This window comes from Mycobacterium sp. RTGN4 (genome assembly GCF_033804635.1).
GTDB lineage: Bacteria > Actinomycetota > Actinomycetes > Mycobacteriales > Mycobacteriaceae > Mycobacterium.
The window spans coordinates 65,365-79,861 of sequence record NZ_JAPZLB010000014.1; the positions used below are offsets into that span (position 1 = coordinate 65,365).

Consider the following 14,497-nt stretch of genomic DNA (forward strand, 5'->3'; position numbering starts at 1 on the left):
GCAAGATCACGCCGGTGTTGCTATCGCTGATCGCGGTCTCGGTCGTGTTGGCGGGGTGGGCGCTCACGGCCCGACGGCTGGAACGATGGCGCATCACCTCACCGCTCTTCCTGGTGGTCGCAGGCGCCGCAGTCGAGTACACGACGCACGGCTCGCTGGCCGACACGCTGAATTCCGAAGTCGCCGAGCGGATCGCCGAAATCATTCTGGCGGTACTGCTTTTCGTCGACGCCACCGCAGTGCGCGGGGGGCTGTTCGGTGGTCAGCCGCGCTCGACCATGCGGCTGCTCTTCATCGCTCTGCCGCTGAGCCTGGGACTGTCGGTGCTGCTTGGCTTCTGGCTGCTACCCAGCACCTCGTGGGGGACCCTGATCGTCATCGCGTGCATCGTGGTGCTGATCGACTTTTCCCCCGCTCCTTCGATCGTGCGCGACGAACGGATCCCCGGCCGGGTCCGCGATCTGCTCAACGCCGAGGCTGGCTACAACGACGGCATCATCTCGCCGATCTTCATCTTTGCGTTGGCGCTCGCCGGTGGCGAGCACGAGCCTGCCGACACCCCGCTGGCCGCCCTTCGCGAGGCAGTCCCGCACTCACTCAAGGGACTGGCGCTGGGGCTGGCGGTCGGCGCGGGCCTGGCGCTGGCCGCCAACGTGGCCGAGCGGCACGGCTTGATGACCGAACAGTCGAAACGCATCATCGTCGTCTCCGCCCCGGCGATGGCGTTCACGTTGAGCCTCGGAGTGCACGGCAACGGTTTCATCGCGGCGTTCGTGTGCGGTATCGCCTATCACTACTTCCGGCGCTCGCAGGACGTCGAACGCGAACTGGAACTGGTGGACGACCTCAGCTTCCTGTTGACGGCGGCGATGTGGTTCGTCTTCGGCGGCCTGGTGTTGATCGCCTACTGGCGAGCCGGACTGACGATCGGCGTGGTGGTGTTCTGCCTGCTGGCGTTGACGCTGGTGCGGATGCTGCCGGTCGCCGCGGCGATGCTCGGGTCGACGTTCTCCTGGCCCGAACGGCTGATGCTGGGCTGGCTCGGTCCGCGGGGCGCCGCGTCGATCGTTTTCGGCCTCCTGGCGTTCAATGTGCTCGGCGGTGGTGACGAGCATGCGGTGCTGCTCACCATGGTCGTGACCGTGCTGGGCAGTGTGCTGATCCACGGCATCGGCGCTCCGGCGGCCGCTCGCGTGTTCCACCAGGCCCAAGCCAATAGAATGGTGGAGTGACATCCGGGCTCAGCCACGAAGTTGACACCGTCCAGACCGCCGCAACCACTCCCGACCACCCTCAGCCCTTCCGTGAACTGGGGCTGAAGGACGACGAGTACCAGCGCATCCGCGAGATCCTCGGCCGTCGGCCCACTGACGCCGAACTGGCGATGTACTCAGTGATGTGGAGCGAGCACTGCTCCTACAAGTCGTCCAAGGTCCACCTGCGCTACTTCGGCGAGACCACCACCGAGGCCATGCGCACCGCGATGCTGGCAGGCATCGGCGAGAACGCGGGCGTCGTCGACATCGGCGACGGCTGGGCCGTGACGTTCAAGGTGGAGTCCCACAACCACCCCTCCTACGTCGAGCCGTACCAGGGCGCCGCCACCGGGGTCGGCGGCATCGTCCGCGACATTATGGCGATGGGCGCGCGCCCCGTGGCGGTCATGGACCAGCTGCGCTTCGGCGCGGCCGACGCCCCGGACACCCGAAGGGTGCTCGACGGGGTCGTGCGCGGGGTTGGTGGATACGGAAACTCACTGGGCCTGCCCAACATCGGTGGCGAGACGGTGTTCGACGCGTCGTACGCGGGCAACCCGCTGGTGAATGCGTTGTGCATCGGGGTGCTTCGTAAAGAGGACCTGCACCTGGCCTTCGCGTCGGGCAAGGGCAACAAGATCATCCTGTTCGGCGCGCGTACCGGCCTGGATGGCATCGGCGGCGTCTCGGTATTGGCCTCGGAGACGTTCGGCGGCGACGAGGGCGACGGGCCCGGCCGCAAGAAGCTCCCGGCGGTTCAGGTCGGCGACCCGTTCATGGAGAAGGTGCTCATCGAGTGCTGTCTCGAGCTGTACGCCGCCGGGCTGGTGATCGGGATCCAGGACCTCGGTGGAGCCGGATTGTCCTGTGCCACTTCTGAACTCGCCTCGGCTGGGGACGGCGGCATGTCGATCGAGCTCGACAAGGTGCCGCTGCGGGCGAAGTACATGACCCCCGCCGAGGTGCTGTCCAGCGAATCGCAGGAACGCATGTGCGCGGTCGTGGCTCCGGAAAACGTCGAAAAGTTCATGGCCGTGTGCCGCAAGTGGGAAGTCCTCGCGACCGTCATCGGCGAAGTCACCGACGGCGCCAACCTCGAAATCACCTGGAACGGCGAGACCGTCGTCGACGTGCCGCCCCGCACCGTCGCGCACGAGGGTCCCGTCTACGAGCGTCCGGTGGCCCGGCCCGACACCCAGGACGCGCTCAACGCCGATACGTCGGCGAAGCTGCCGCGGCCGTCGACTGGTGACGAACTCCGCGCGACTTTGCTTGCGCTGCTTGGCAGTCCGCATCTGTGCAGCCGCGCGTTCATCACCGAGCAGTACGACCGCTACGTCCGCGGCAACACCGTGCTCGCCGAGCATGCCGACGGTGGGGTGCTCCGCATCGACGAAGCCACCGGACGCGGCGTCGCCGTATCCACCGACGCGTCCGGGCGCTACACGTTCCTCGACCCGTACGCGGGTGCGCAGCTGGCGCTGGCCGAGGCCTATCGCAACGTCGCCGTCACGGGCGCCGCCCCGGTCGCCGTCACGAACTGCCTCAACTTCGGCTCGCCGGAGGATCCCGGCGTGATGTGGCAGTTCGCCCAGGCCGTGCGTGGCCTCGCCGATGGCTGTGCGACCCTTGGCATTCCGGTCACCGGTGGCAACGTCAGCTTCTACAACCAAACCGGAACCACCGCGATCCTCCCGACTCCCGTGGTGGGTGTGCTCGGCGTGCTCGACGACGTGACGCGTCGCATCCCCACCGGCATCGGCACCGAACCAGGTGAGACGCTGGTCCTGCTCGGCGACACCCGCGACGAGTTCGACGGCTCGATCTGGGCTCAGGTCACCGCCGACCACCTCGGTGGACTGCCGCCCAAGGTCGACCTCGCCCGCGAGCAGTTGCTCGCCCAGGTGCTCGCCGCGGCGTCGCGCGACGGGCTCATCACCGCCGCGCACGATCTGTCCGAGGGTGGGCTGATTCAAGCCGTCGTTGAGGCTGCGTTGGCCGGCGAAACCGGTTGCCGGCTGGTGCTTCCCGAGGATGTAAACCCCTTCGTGGCACTGTTCTCGGAGTCTGCGGGACGTGTGCTCGTCGCCGTTCCGCGCACCGAGGAGAGTCGCTTCCGCGCCATGTGCGAGGCGCGCGGGTTGCCCGCCACCCGGATAGGCGTTGTCGACGAAGGTAGTGATGCCGTCGAGGTTCAGGGGCTATTCACCGTCCCGCTCGCGGAACTGCGGAGCACGTCGGAGGGCGTGCTGCCCGGACTGTTCGGGTGAGGGCGCCAGCCAACACTTCGCATCCGCTGCTGCTTTGGGCGTGGAGCCTGATTCGACTCGACTTCGTCGGCGTTGGCTTCGGCGCCCTCTTCTTCTGCTTGTCGCTGACCCCGTCACTACTTCCAAGGGACTGGTTGTTCCAGGGTCTGATCGGTGGCATCACGGCATCGATCGGTTACGCGATCGGCGTCGTCATCGGAAAGGTGTTCCACCACTTCGTCTTTCGCCGCAGGCGGTGGTGGCCACCGCCGAAAGCCGTGCAGAACCGGCTGAAGGTCGGCACCGTCGTGCTCTCGGCCTCCGCCAGTCTGCTGATGCTGGTTCCTGCGGCCCGCTGGCAGCGCCAGGTGGCGCAGCTCATGGGTCTGGAAGGGCCGGCGACGGCGTCGTACCTCCGCACCGTCATCATCGCCGTTGCGGTCGGCGGTGCATGTGTCGGCGTGTCCCGCATTGTGCTTGACGCGATCAAAGTGCTTGCCCGACTGATCATTCGGCGCTGGCACCTGGATAGGGAAGTTGCGCTGGCCATCGGCACGACGATTGTGGTGATCGTGCTCGTCACGCTGATCAACGGCGTGCTGTATCGGGGCTTTCTCGCCGGGGCGAACCGCGCGTTCCAGCCGCAGAACGCCGAAACCCGAGCAGGCGTCGAGCAACCCACGGCACCCGAGAAGTCCGGTAGCCCGATGTCGTTGGCGCCGTGGGACACCCTCGGCTATCAGGGCCGCAACTTCGTCGCCACCGGACCGCACGCCGCTGAGTTGACGAAGTTGAACGGGCACCCCGCCAAGGAACCCATCAGGGTGTACGCCGGTCTGGAGACGGCCGACACCGACGAGGGCCGGATGGACGTCATCGAGCGTGAACTCGATCGGACCCGAGCCTTTGAGCGCAAGCTGCTGATCGTCGTGCCGACCACGGGTACCGGCTGGGTGAATCCAGTGGCCGCCAGGGCGCTGGAAACCATGTACAACGGCGACACCGCGATGGTGGCGGTGCAGTACTCGTATCTACCGAGTTGGATATCGTTCGTCGGCGACCAACAGAAGTCCTCGGCGTCGGGCACGCTACTCATCGACACCATCCACGACCGATGGTCGAAGTTACCGCCCGAGCGGCGGCCCAAGCTGGTGCTCTACGGCGAGAGTCTGGGCTCCTACGCCGGTCAGAGTGCATTCCCGTGGCTGCCCGACATCGCTGAGATGGGTTTCTCCGCCGTGCTGTGGGTGGGTCCGCCTCATGAGAGTTCGTTGTGGAGCGGGTTGGTGGCGCGGCGTGACCCTGGCACACGCGAGGTGGAACCGCGCTACGACAACGGGCGCACCGTGCGCTTCTCGCAAGCGTCGAGTCCCGCCGAAGTGGCGGCCGTGACTGCCCCGCCATGGGAAGGCACCCGTGTGTTGTTCCTGCAGCACCCGTCGGACCCCATCGTGTGGTGGTCGCCGGATCTCCTGTTCTCCCGGCCGGATTGGCTCAAGGAGCCCCGCGGCGACGACCGTACGGCTGCGATGCAGTGGTATCCGATCATCACCTTCTGGCAGGTGGGCGCCGACATCACCGACGCCAGCGGGGTGCCTGCCGGCCACGGCCACAACTACGGCGACACGGTGCTGGATGGATGGGTGGGGGTGATCCCGCCGGACGGCTGGACTCCGGCCGACACTGAGCGGATACGCGCTGCGCTGAAGAGTACGGCGGGCGTCGACGGACCCGAAACATAGTGCCCAGCAAGCCGACCCGAGCGCTGCTGCTCTCCGGAGCGCTGGTGGTCTGGAGTGGGTTGGTCGCGCCGCGGGTTCCCGCACGATGGTTGGTGCCCTTGCACGCCGCCGGTGGTGCCGGGCTCGTCGCGCTGGTGAATGCACCGCTGGGATTGGACCCACCTGCGCTCCGGGGTGGGCTGCGGCTCGGCGTCGCGGCGGCCACCGTCGTCTCGGCGGGGGTGGCAGCGGCGACGGCGCTGCCTCGCGTGCGTGCGGCGATGGCCGAGCGCGAGCTACCTGACCCGGCGGCCGGATGGCTCCTACTTCGCATCCCCGTCGGCACGGTGTGGTCCGAGGAAGCAGCGTTCCGCGCGGCCCTTGGCACCCTGGCCGCCGAGGCGTTCGGGCCGAGGTGGGGCAGGCTGTTGCAGGCCACCGTCTTTGGGCTGTCGCACGTCGCCGATGCGCGCGGCGCGGGCGAGCCGGTCGTGGGCACCGTGCTCGTGACGGGCGCGGCGGGCTGGGTGTTCGGCTGGCTGCATTCGCGGTCGGGCAGCCTGCTGGCGCCCATGCTCGCGCACCTGGCGACCAATGAGGCCGGGGCCGTCGCGGCCCTCGCCATCCATCTCAGGCGTCGCGGGCGTCCGCCTTCAGCTGGTGCGGCTCCGTGTCGAGATCGTCGATGCCGAAGGCGATGATGCGGCGCGGGGTGATGCGAATGATCGCGGTGTCGAGCTCATCGCCTGCCGCCCCCGTCGCGGGCTCCGCGTCCGCCTGAACCGCGGTGCCGCGAATCTCCAGGCAGCGCACCCGCCACGGGTCCCGCGATGCGATGTCGTCGACCACGAAGGCGACATTGGGGTTGGTGGCGAGATTCCGGAACTTCTGGCTCTTCGACATGTGATAGCCCGCAACGTCGATGGTGCCGAGCTCGGAGTTGAAGGTGAACCCGACCGGACTGACCTGAGGTGTGCCGTTGGGCTGGATGGTCGCCAACCTGCCGAGCTCGGCGGCCCGCATGAACTCGATCTCGTGTGCCTTGAACGTCATGCCCACACGGTAGAACCTCAAGAATGCTTGAGGTCAACCGTTACGGGTTGATGGTGTACTCACCGACCTGGCGGCCCCAGACGTAGTCGTTGGCGATCGGTTGGCCCAACTCGACGTGGTTGTACGGAGCGAGGTCGAACCCGGTGTCCATCACCAGATACGGCGCCGGGTACAGGTCGCGCGTGATCTTCTGCCAGCACCCCGGGCGGCCCTCTGGGCCACCGTGCGCGTTGACGCGCGGCAGATTGTCCGGGTAGACGAACGGGTTGCCCGCGCCCAAGCCGAGCAGCGTGCCGTATTGGGCCAGCGAGTATCCGTTCCCGCCGAGCGACCTTGCGATGAGCGGCCCAACCTCGGCGTAGTTGCGCACGGTGCAAAAAATCATCCCGCGGTAGTCGTCGAGCAGTTTGGTCGTCGGGACGAGGTCCGCGGCGCTGCGCACCAGGTACGGCCCGGCGCGCTCGAACGTGTCCGCCGCGGTGCTGCCGAATCCGACCGCGGCCATCAGGGCGGCGTCGACGTCGTGCCGGCGGTCGTTGAGCGCGCGCGCGGTGGTCACGGCAGCGTCTAGGCCGTGGAACAGGTCCGCGGATGCGTCGGCGTACACGTCGGCGAGCCTCGCCGTCTGCGCGATATCGGTTTGCAGCTGCGGCATTCGTGGATTGACGTCGTCGAGGATCACGTTGGCGTCATCAAGGGATTGCCCGAACCTTGACCCCAGCCCCGTCAGCGCCTCTGCCGTCGCCGTCAACGTCTGGTTCAGCTTGATCGGATCGACCTGCGCGGCGATCGCCGTGACCGTCTCGAACAACGTGTTGAACTCCGTCGTGACCGACTGGGCTCGAATCACGGCGTGGTCCGCAACATGTTGCAGCGATGGGTTTTTCGGAGAACTGAAGGCGATGTACTTGTTCCCGAAGACGGTACTGGCCTTGACGTCGGCGAGCACGTTGGACGGAATCAGGTACAGGTACCTCGGATCGATCTCGAGCGCGATCTTCGCCTGTTCGACGCCGTCGACCTCGCTGGTCGAAAGGCCCGTCACCCGGCCGATCTCGACACCGTTGAGCGTGACCTTCGATCCGGGATCGACCACCAGGCCGGCCCGCTGGGACACCACCGTCAGGTCGGTGCGGGTCTTGAAGGCGCCCCGGAACTGGAGCCAGATCAAGGTGCCAACGACGGCGACGACGACCAGCAACACCACACCTGCCAGCTTGTACGGCGGTCGGTGGCGGTCGATGGCCAGAGTTGGCGACATTTCCAGGGACAATAAAGTATGGCCGCTCGGCGTACTGCGGATCCGACGAAGACTCGCGCAGCCGTGTCGGCGGTCGCCGACTGGCTCGTCGACGACACTTCACCCGCGCCCGATCGGGCCGCCCTTGGTGAGGCCGTCCGGCTCACCGCCCGCACGCTCGCCGCGTTGGCCCCCGGCGCCACTGTCGAGCTCAGGGTTCCGCCATTCGTTGCGGTGCAATGCATATCGGGCCTCAGCCACACGCGAGGTAACCCGCCGAACGTCGTCGAGACCGATGCGCGCACCTGGCTGCTGCTGGCCACCGGCCTCCGCGCGCTGCCTGACGCCGTCGCCGACGGTTCCTTGCGGGTGTCCGGGGCGCGGGCGACAGAGCTCGCCGATTGGTTGCCCGTCGTCGGGCTGGCGAAATGAATGCGGGCGAGTCGGCGTTGTACTCGACGTCGAGCGTGTCGACACCGTGGTTCGATTCCGCCAACGGCCACCTCTGCCCGTAGACTGGGCAACGTCACCCACCGCCCCCAGGGAGCAGCCACTGTGACCGTCGAGCCGCTAGTAAACGACCCGAACGACGCGCTAGAGCACGACCCTAAAGAGGAATGCGGCGTCTTCGGCGTCTGGGCTCCGGGCGAGGAAGTGGCGAAGCTCACTTACTACGGCCTCTATGCGCTGCAACACCGTGGCCAGGAGGCGGCGGGCATCGCCGTCGCCGATGGTTCGCAGGTGCTGGTGTTCAAGGATCTCGGCCTGGTCAGTCAGGTCTTCGACGAGCCGACGCTGGCCGCCATGCACGGACACGTCGCCATCGGGCACTGCCGGTACTCCACCACGGGCTCCACGACGTGGGAGAACGCCCAGCCGGTGTTCCGCAACACCGCTGCGGGCACGGGTGTCGCGCTTGGTCACAACGGAAACCTCGTCAATGCCACCGATTTGGCGACCCGCGCGCGCGAGGCGGGCCTCATCAATACCCGAGGCGCCGCCGCGGCCACCACCGACTCCGACATCCTCGGAGCGCTACTGGCTCACGGCGCCGCCGACTCGACCCTCGAACAGGCCGCCCTCGAGCTGCTTCCGACGGTGCGCGGCGCGTTCTGTCTGACGTTCATGGACGAGAACACGTTGTATGCCGCCCGCGATCCGCATGGGGTTCGGCCGCTGTCCCTCGGCAGGCTAGACCGCGGTTGGGTCGTCGCGTCGGAGACCGCGGCGCTGGACATCGTCGGCGCATCCTTCGTGCGGGACATCGAACCCGGTGAATTGCTGGCCATCGACGCCGACGGCGTGCGGTCTACCCGCTTCGCCAACCCGACGCCCAAGGCCTGCGTGTTCGAGTACGTCTACCTGGCCCGGCCCGACAGCATCATCGCTGGTCGGTCGGTGCACGCCACCCGCGTTGACATCGGGCGCAGGCTCGCCGCCGAGAAGCCCATCGACGCGGACCTGGTGATCGGCGTCCCGGAGTCCGGTACGCCTGCGGCCGTCGGCTACGCCCAGGGCTCCGGCATTCCCTATGGCCAGGGGCTGATGAAGAACGCCTACGTCGGCCGCACCTTCATCCAGCCGTCGCAGACCATCCGCCAGTTGGGCATCCGGCTGAAGCTCAACCCGCTCAAGGAAGTCATCCGCGGCAAGCGCCTGATCGTCGTCGACGATTCGATCGTGCGGGGCAATACCCAGCGTGCGCTGATCCGGATGCTGCGTGAGGCAGGTGCGCTCGAGGTGCACGTGCGGATCGCGTCACCTCCGGTGCGGTGGCCTTGCTTCTACGGCATCGACTTCGCCACTCCCGCCGAGCTGATCGCGAATGCATCCAGCATCGGCGCCGACGAGGACGACATGGTCGAAGGCGTACGACGCGCCATCGGCGCCGACACCCTCGGCTACATCAGCAGACAGGCCATGATCGCCGCCACCGAGCAACCGGCGACTCGACTGTGCTCGGCGTGCTTCGACGGAAACTATCCGATCGAGCTACCCGGCGAGACCGCGCTCGGCAAGAACGTCATCGAGCACATGTTGGCCAATGCCGCGCGCAGCAATGCTCCGGTCCAGCCCGAGAACGACAACCTGTCGGCGTTGCGCAGGCCCTGAAGGTTATTGCGGCCCAGGCGAACTCAACCTGGCTAGGCGTCTGCGTCCACCCTGGGACGCGGTGCCATCGCTCTGCAACGCCTCGATCACTGCAGCTCGATAGCCGGTTCGACCGCCAGGTAGCGGCGGAATGACGCCATCGATGTCGTGCTCGGAAGCCACGGCGTCGCAGTGCAGGGACTCCACCAGTGGCCGGGCCAGCCCCGACGGTATCGGGGTCACCAGCCCCACCCACCAGCTGGCGATCGAGGGGGTGAGGAACGGCAGCACGATGATGACCCGCTTGCTCAATCCGGCCACGTCGGCATACACCTGCATGGCCTCGCCGTACTCGAGCACGTCGGGACCGCCGACGTCCCAGGTGCGGGATTCGGGTATCGGCGCGGTGGCGGCTTCGGCGAGATAGTGCAGCACGTCGTCGATCGCGATGGGCTGAATCTTGTTGCTCACCCATTTCGGCGTGGTCATCACCGGCAGCCGGTCGGTCAGGTGCCGGATCATTTCGAACGACGCCGAGCCGGACCCGACCACGATGCCGGCCTGGAGTACGACGGCCTCGACCCCGGACGCGATCAGGATGTCGCCGACCGCGGTACGCGACCGCAGGTGCGGCGACAGTTCGGCGACGTCACCGTCGGGATGCAGTCCCGACAGGTAGACGATCCGTTTGACCCCGGCTTGCTGCGCCGCAGTTACGACATTTCGCGCCGACTTGGCCTCCTCGGAGACGAAGTCGGACGAAGTGCCCATCGAGTGCACCAGGTAGTAGACGACGTCGACGTCGGTGAACGCCGCGGTCAATGAGTCGGGATCGCCGAGGTCGCCCCTGGCCACCTCGACCTGCTCGCGCCACCGGGCATCGTTTAACTTGTCGGGGTTGCGCGCCAATGCCCGCACGGTGTGGCCCTGTTCGAGCAGTACGGGGACGAGGTGCCCGCCGATGTACCCCGTTGCCCCGGTCACCAGGCAACGGGTGTTGGATTCCGACAACGCTCCTCCATCATTCACAGGCCGCTTGCGAAGGAATTCGGCGCGGCCGTGCCGATGGATTACCCGCTATTCGTCAATCGAAGTCGCAACCGGGGTTGTGGCCGCCGTCGCGCCGGGTCCGAGCACATTCAGCACGGCCATGGCGGCGGCCGGGGCGAGCACGCGAAGTCCGTTCATCAGCGCTGAGCGTGTCACACGCCGGGCGTCCGCGGGTGGGGACCGTCGGTGCCGGGCGGTGGGGCGTGCGCGGTGGTCACCGAGACCGGTACCCTTGGGCGCGATGAGCGAGGGCAAGCGAGCCGAACGACGTGCCGGCACCTCCTACGCCTCGGCCGGAGTGGACATAGACGCGGGGGATCGCGCCGTCGAATTGTTCAAACCGCTGGCGAAGAAGGCCACCAGACCTGAGGTGCGAGGCGGCCTCGGCGGCTTCGCAGGGTTGTTCGCCCTGCGCGGGGGCTACCGGGAGCCGCTGCTTGCGTCGTCGACCGACGGTGTGGGCACCAAGCTGGTCATCGCCCAGGCCATGGACAAGCACGACACCGTCGGACTGGACCTCGTCGCCATGGTCGTCGACGACCTGGTGGTCTGCGGGGCGGAGCCGCTATTCCTTCAGGACTACATCGCCGTGGGCCGCACCGTGCCCGAGCGGGTCGCCGAGATCGTGTCCGGCATCGCCAACGGCTGCGTGATCGCGGGTTGTGCCCTGATGGGGGGAGAGACCGCCGAGCATCCCGGTGTGATGGCGCCCGACCACTACGACGTATCGGCCACCGGGGTCGGCGTCGTCGAAGCCGACGACGTGCTCGGACCCGAACGGGTCAAGCCGGGCGACGTCATCATCGCCATGTCATCGACCGGGTTGCACTCCAACGGGTATTCGTTGGCCCGCAAGGTGCTGCTGGAAATCGACCGGATGGATCTGGGCGGACACGTCGAGGAGTTCGGCCGCACGCTCGGCGAAGAGTTGCTGGAGCCCACCAGGATCTATGCGAAGGACTGCCTGGCGCTGGCCGCCGAGACGCAGGTCCACACGTTCTGCCACATCACCGGCGGCGGACTCGCGGGCAACGTGGAGCGCGTCATTCCCAACGGCCTGGTCGCCGAAATGGACCGCGGCACTTGGACGCCCGCCCCGGTCTTCGCCATGATCGCGCAACGCGGTCGCATCGAGCGGGCTGAGATGGACAAGACGTTCAACATGGGCATCGGCATGGTGGCGCTGGTCGCGCCTGAAGACACCGACCGGGCCTTGGCGATCCTGACGGCCCGTCACCTGGATTGCTGGACGCTTGGCGTCGTCAAGAAGGGCAAGAAGGGCGAGCCGCGCACGCAACTCGTCGGGCAGCACCCACGCTTCTAGATCGTGCGGCGGCAGTGACTAGCGGGTGCTAGCGCCGCCAGTCGTCCTCTTCGGCCCATTCCTCGGGCACTTCGTCGACTACACGGCTGCCGATGGGGTTGTCGGGAGCGTGCGACAGCTCGCGCTGCAGCTGCGTGAGATCAGTCTGCGGTGAGCTGTACTTGAGCTCACGTGCAACCTTGGTCTGCTTTGCCTTTGCTCGGCCTCGGCCCATGGGGGACCCCCTCGCGCAATAACGGAGCGGCCCGTTGGTTGGGCGGCTCCGATCTGTGTGTGTTTATTGTCCTGTCAACACTTTACCGTGCCCCGCGGTGTCATGCTGGCAGGCCTACCGTTGCGCGGCCGCGGAGCGCTCAGCGCTTGTCGCTGCGCAGCCGCTGGATCGCCAATCGACCCGCCCCGACGACATCGGAGGCGGGTAGGGAATCGGCGTCGATGACCGCGGCCACCTCCGACTCGCCTCCCGTCGTCAGTTCGGTGTCGGCCGCCAATCCGCGTTTGAGCAGCGCCAGTGCGATGGGGCCGAGGTCCACGTGATCGACGACAGTGCCCAGCCGTCCCACCGGCTTTCCATCGGCCAGCACGGGGTCGCCCGTGACCGGGCGATCCGCGGACCCGTCCAGATGCAGCAGCACCAACATCCGCGGCGGCTTGCCCACGTTGTGCACGCGAGCGACGGTTTCCTGCCCCCGGTAGCACCCCTTGGCGAGGTGCACGGCGCCCTCGCCGGGGCCGCCTATCCAGCTGACTTCGTGTGGGATCGTCCGCTCGTCGGTGTCGACGCCGAGCCGCGGGTGCAGCGCAGCCACACGACGTGCCTCATAAGCCCAGACACCTGCAGGCCGGACGCCCGCCGCGACCAGCCGCGCACGCCAGTCGGCGGCAGTGTCGCGCGGTACGACCACGTCTACCTGCTCATCGGGCAGTGTGCGCACGAACCCGCCACCTGCCAGCGGCGAGGCGGTCCACACCGCAGGCAGCTCGGCCACCCCAAGCACCGCGAGCACCGCTTCGGCCGACGCCCCGGGTCCGAGCAGTGTCAGCACCGCCAGTTCGGCGGGTTCGACCGTCACGTCGGCACGGAACACCATCCTGCGGAGGTAGGCCAGCAGCGGCTCGCCCCGCGACGCCTCGGTGTCCAGAATGGTGACGCCGTCGAGTTGGGTCTGTATCCAGTGATCTTCGACACGTCCCTGGCCGTCGAGGTTCAGATTCTCGGTGACGGCGCCGTCGGGCAGGTCGCTGACGTGCTGGGTGGAGATGGTGTGCAGCCAGCTGCGGCGGTCATTGCCGGTCAACGTCAGCACGGCGCGGTGGGAACGGTCGACCAAGATGACAGCGTCGGCGCCGGCGCGCTGTTCGCCGAACGGATCGCCGTAGTGCCATACGGCGCCGGCATCTGGACTTTGCTCTGGCGCGGGGACTGCAGACATCACTCAACTCTACGGAGCTGCAGTGCCGGATACCCTCATCCCCCATGGACGTGGTCGTCACGCTGGACGGGGGCGTGCTGGCGCCTGGCCACGCAGTGCTGAATGCCGATGACCCACTGTTCGCGCGCGGCGACGGCGTGTTCGAGACGCTGCTGCTGCGCGACGGTCGGGCGAGTCTGCTCGAGGCGCACCTGGCGCGGTTGGACTCCTCGGCCGCGATCGTCGGACTCGCTGCGCCGGAGCCCGCGGCGTGGCGCACGGCGGTCGCCACGGCAGTGGACCGATGGGGCGCAGCCGACGACGCGGTGCTGCGAATGGTCTACGGGCGGCGCCGCGACGGAGTTTCGATCGGATTCGTGACGGTGTCGCGGGTGCCGGCCCGGGTGGCGGTGGCCCGCCGCGACGGGGTCAGCGCCGTCACGCTGGACCGTGGCTGTTCCGCCGTCGCGCAGGCGGCCCCATGGTCGGTGGCGGGCGCGAAGTCGGTGTCGTATGCGGCCAACGTCGCCGCGCTGCGGCACGCCGCGCGGCTCGGGGCAGACGACGCCGTGTTCCTGAGCTCGGACGGTGTCGTGCTGGAAGGTCCCCGCTCAGCGGTCGTCATCTACGCCGAAGGCGTGTTTCTGACACCGCCGACGTCGCTGCCGATCCTGGCGGGCACCACCGTGGCAGCCTTCTTCGCGGTGGCCCAAGAGCGTGGCCTCGCTTGCGAACACGCGATGTTGAGCAAGGCTGATCTCGTTGCTGCTCAGGGTGTTTGGCTGTTGTCGAGTGTCATGCTGGCCGCCAGAGTGCACACCCTCGACGGGGAATCGCTGCGCGCCGCACCGATGGCCGCCGACCTGGCGGCGCTCGTCGACGAGGCGATGGCCGGCGAACACTGACGAGTCGGGAAAATCGGTTGTCGGGCCTTCACTTCGGGAGTACGGTCGCTCGTACACGAGAAGGGAGGTGGTCCGAGAATTTGATTAACTCATGGACATGTGAGGTGGCTGCCCGCTAGCAGCACCGGGGTTTCGTTGCGCTACGTACGGATCACCTGCGCGCGCTAGCGAATTCCCAGCAGCCACCCGGCCCCCG

Annotated in this window: 13 protein-coding genes; 8 read left to right on the forward strand and 5 right to left on the reverse strand. The window is 67.6% G+C overall.

Features of this window, described 5'->3' with window-relative positions; all coding sequences use genetic code 11:
* The first annotated feature begins 14 nt into the window (after nt 1–14).
* From SLQ30_RS25460 to SLQ30_RS25475, 4 genes are read left to right on the forward strand one after another with little or no spacing between them, the layout of a single operon-like run.
* A complete protein-coding gene (locus SLQ30_RS25460) occupies nt 15–1,232 on the forward strand; it encodes a cation:proton antiporter (protein WP_319449615.1) in 1,218 nt (405 codons plus the stop codon).
* On the forward strand, nt 1,229–3,526 hold the full coding sequence (gene purL / locus SLQ30_RS25465; RefSeq protein WP_319449614.1) for a phosphoribosylformylglycinamidine synthase subunit PurL: 2,298 nt from the start codon (nt 1,229–1,231) through the stop codon (nt 3,524–3,526). The genes SLQ30_RS25460 and purL overlap by 4 nt, the downstream gene beginning before the upstream one ends.
* Nucleotides 3,523–5,247, forward strand: coding sequence for an alpha/beta hydrolase (locus SLQ30_RS25470; RefSeq protein WP_319449613.1), 1,725 nt, complete (start codon nt 3,523–3,525; stop codon nt 5,245–5,247). The genes purL and SLQ30_RS25470 overlap by 4 nt, the downstream gene beginning before the upstream one ends.
* On the forward strand, nt 5,244–5,927 hold the full coding sequence (locus SLQ30_RS25475; protein WP_319449687.1) for a type II CAAX endopeptidase family protein: 684 nt from the start codon (nt 5,244–5,246) through the stop codon (nt 5,925–5,927). The genes SLQ30_RS25470 and SLQ30_RS25475 overlap by 4 nt, the downstream gene beginning before the upstream one ends.
* On the opposite strand, the gene SLQ30_RS25480 is transcribed toward SLQ30_RS25475, so the two are convergent.
* Nucleotides 5,857–6,279: a PPOX class F420-dependent oxidoreductase gene (locus SLQ30_RS25480; protein WP_319449612.1), complete on the reverse strand. Its 423-nt coding sequence runs from the start codon at nt 6,277–6,279 to the stop codon at nt 5,857–5,859. The two genes, SLQ30_RS25475 and SLQ30_RS25480, sit on opposite strands and share 71 nt — an antisense overlap.
* A 40-nt stretch (nt 6,280–6,319) precedes the next feature.
* Nucleotides 6,320–7,540, reverse strand: a complete 1,221-nt coding sequence (locus tag SLQ30_RS25485; RefSeq protein ID WP_319449611.1) for an MCE family protein — start codon at nt 7,538–7,540, stop codon at nt 6,320–6,322.
* Between the two features lie 18 nt (nt 7,541–7,558).
* Here SLQ30_RS25485 and SLQ30_RS25490 point away from each other — a divergent pair, with 18 nt between their 5' ends.
* Nucleotides 7,559–7,951: a sterol carrier family protein gene (locus SLQ30_RS25490; RefSeq protein WP_319449610.1), complete on the forward strand. Its 393-nt coding sequence runs from the start codon at nt 7,559–7,561 to the stop codon at nt 7,949–7,951.
* 123 nt (nt 7,952–8,074) lie between these two features.
* The gene (gene purF, locus SLQ30_RS25495) at nt 8,075–9,631 is read left to right on the forward strand and encodes an amidophosphoribosyltransferase (protein ID WP_319449609.1); all 1,557 of its coding nucleotides are present in this window, start codon (nt 8,075–8,077) and stop codon (nt 9,629–9,631) included.
* 3 nt (nt 9,632–9,634) lie between these two features.
* On the opposite strand, the gene SLQ30_RS25500 is transcribed toward purF, so the two are convergent.
* Nucleotides 9,635–10,621, reverse strand: a complete 987-nt coding sequence (locus tag SLQ30_RS25500) for an NAD(P)H-binding protein (RefSeq protein ID WP_319449608.1) — start codon at nt 10,619–10,621, stop codon at nt 9,635–9,637.
* A 280-nt stretch (nt 10,622–10,901) separates the two neighbouring features.
* Between SLQ30_RS25500 and purM the strand changes: the two genes are divergently transcribed.
* The gene (gene purM / locus SLQ30_RS25505; RefSeq protein WP_319449607.1) at nt 10,902–11,984 is read left to right on the forward strand and encodes a phosphoribosylformylglycinamidine cyclo-ligase; all 1,083 of its coding nucleotides are present in this window, start codon (nt 10,902–10,904) and stop codon (nt 11,982–11,984) included.
* A 28-nt stretch (nt 11,985–12,012) separates the two neighbouring features.
* Here the strand turns inward: purM and SLQ30_RS25510 are convergent, their stop codons facing one another.
* Together SLQ30_RS25510 and SLQ30_RS25515 are read right to left on the reverse strand one after the other, a co-directional pair.
* A complete protein-coding gene (locus SLQ30_RS25510; RefSeq protein ID WP_319449606.1) occupies nt 12,013–12,198 on the reverse strand; it encodes a DUF3073 domain-containing protein in 186 nt (61 codons plus the stop codon).
* Nucleotides 12,199–12,337: 139 nt separating this feature from the next.
* On the reverse strand, nt 12,338–13,417 hold the full coding sequence (locus SLQ30_RS25515) for a folate-binding protein YgfZ (protein ID WP_319449605.1): 1,080 nt from the start codon (nt 13,415–13,417) through the stop codon (nt 12,338–12,340).
* 44 nt (nt 13,418–13,461) lie between these two features.
* Between SLQ30_RS25515 and SLQ30_RS25520 the strand changes: the two genes are divergently transcribed.
* Nucleotides 13,462–14,301 (forward strand): aminodeoxychorismate lyase, encoded by an 840-nt coding sequence (locus tag SLQ30_RS25520; protein WP_319449604.1) that lies wholly within the window; start codon nt 13,462–13,464, stop codon nt 14,299–14,301.
* Nucleotides 14,302–14,497: the final 196 nt, after the last annotated feature.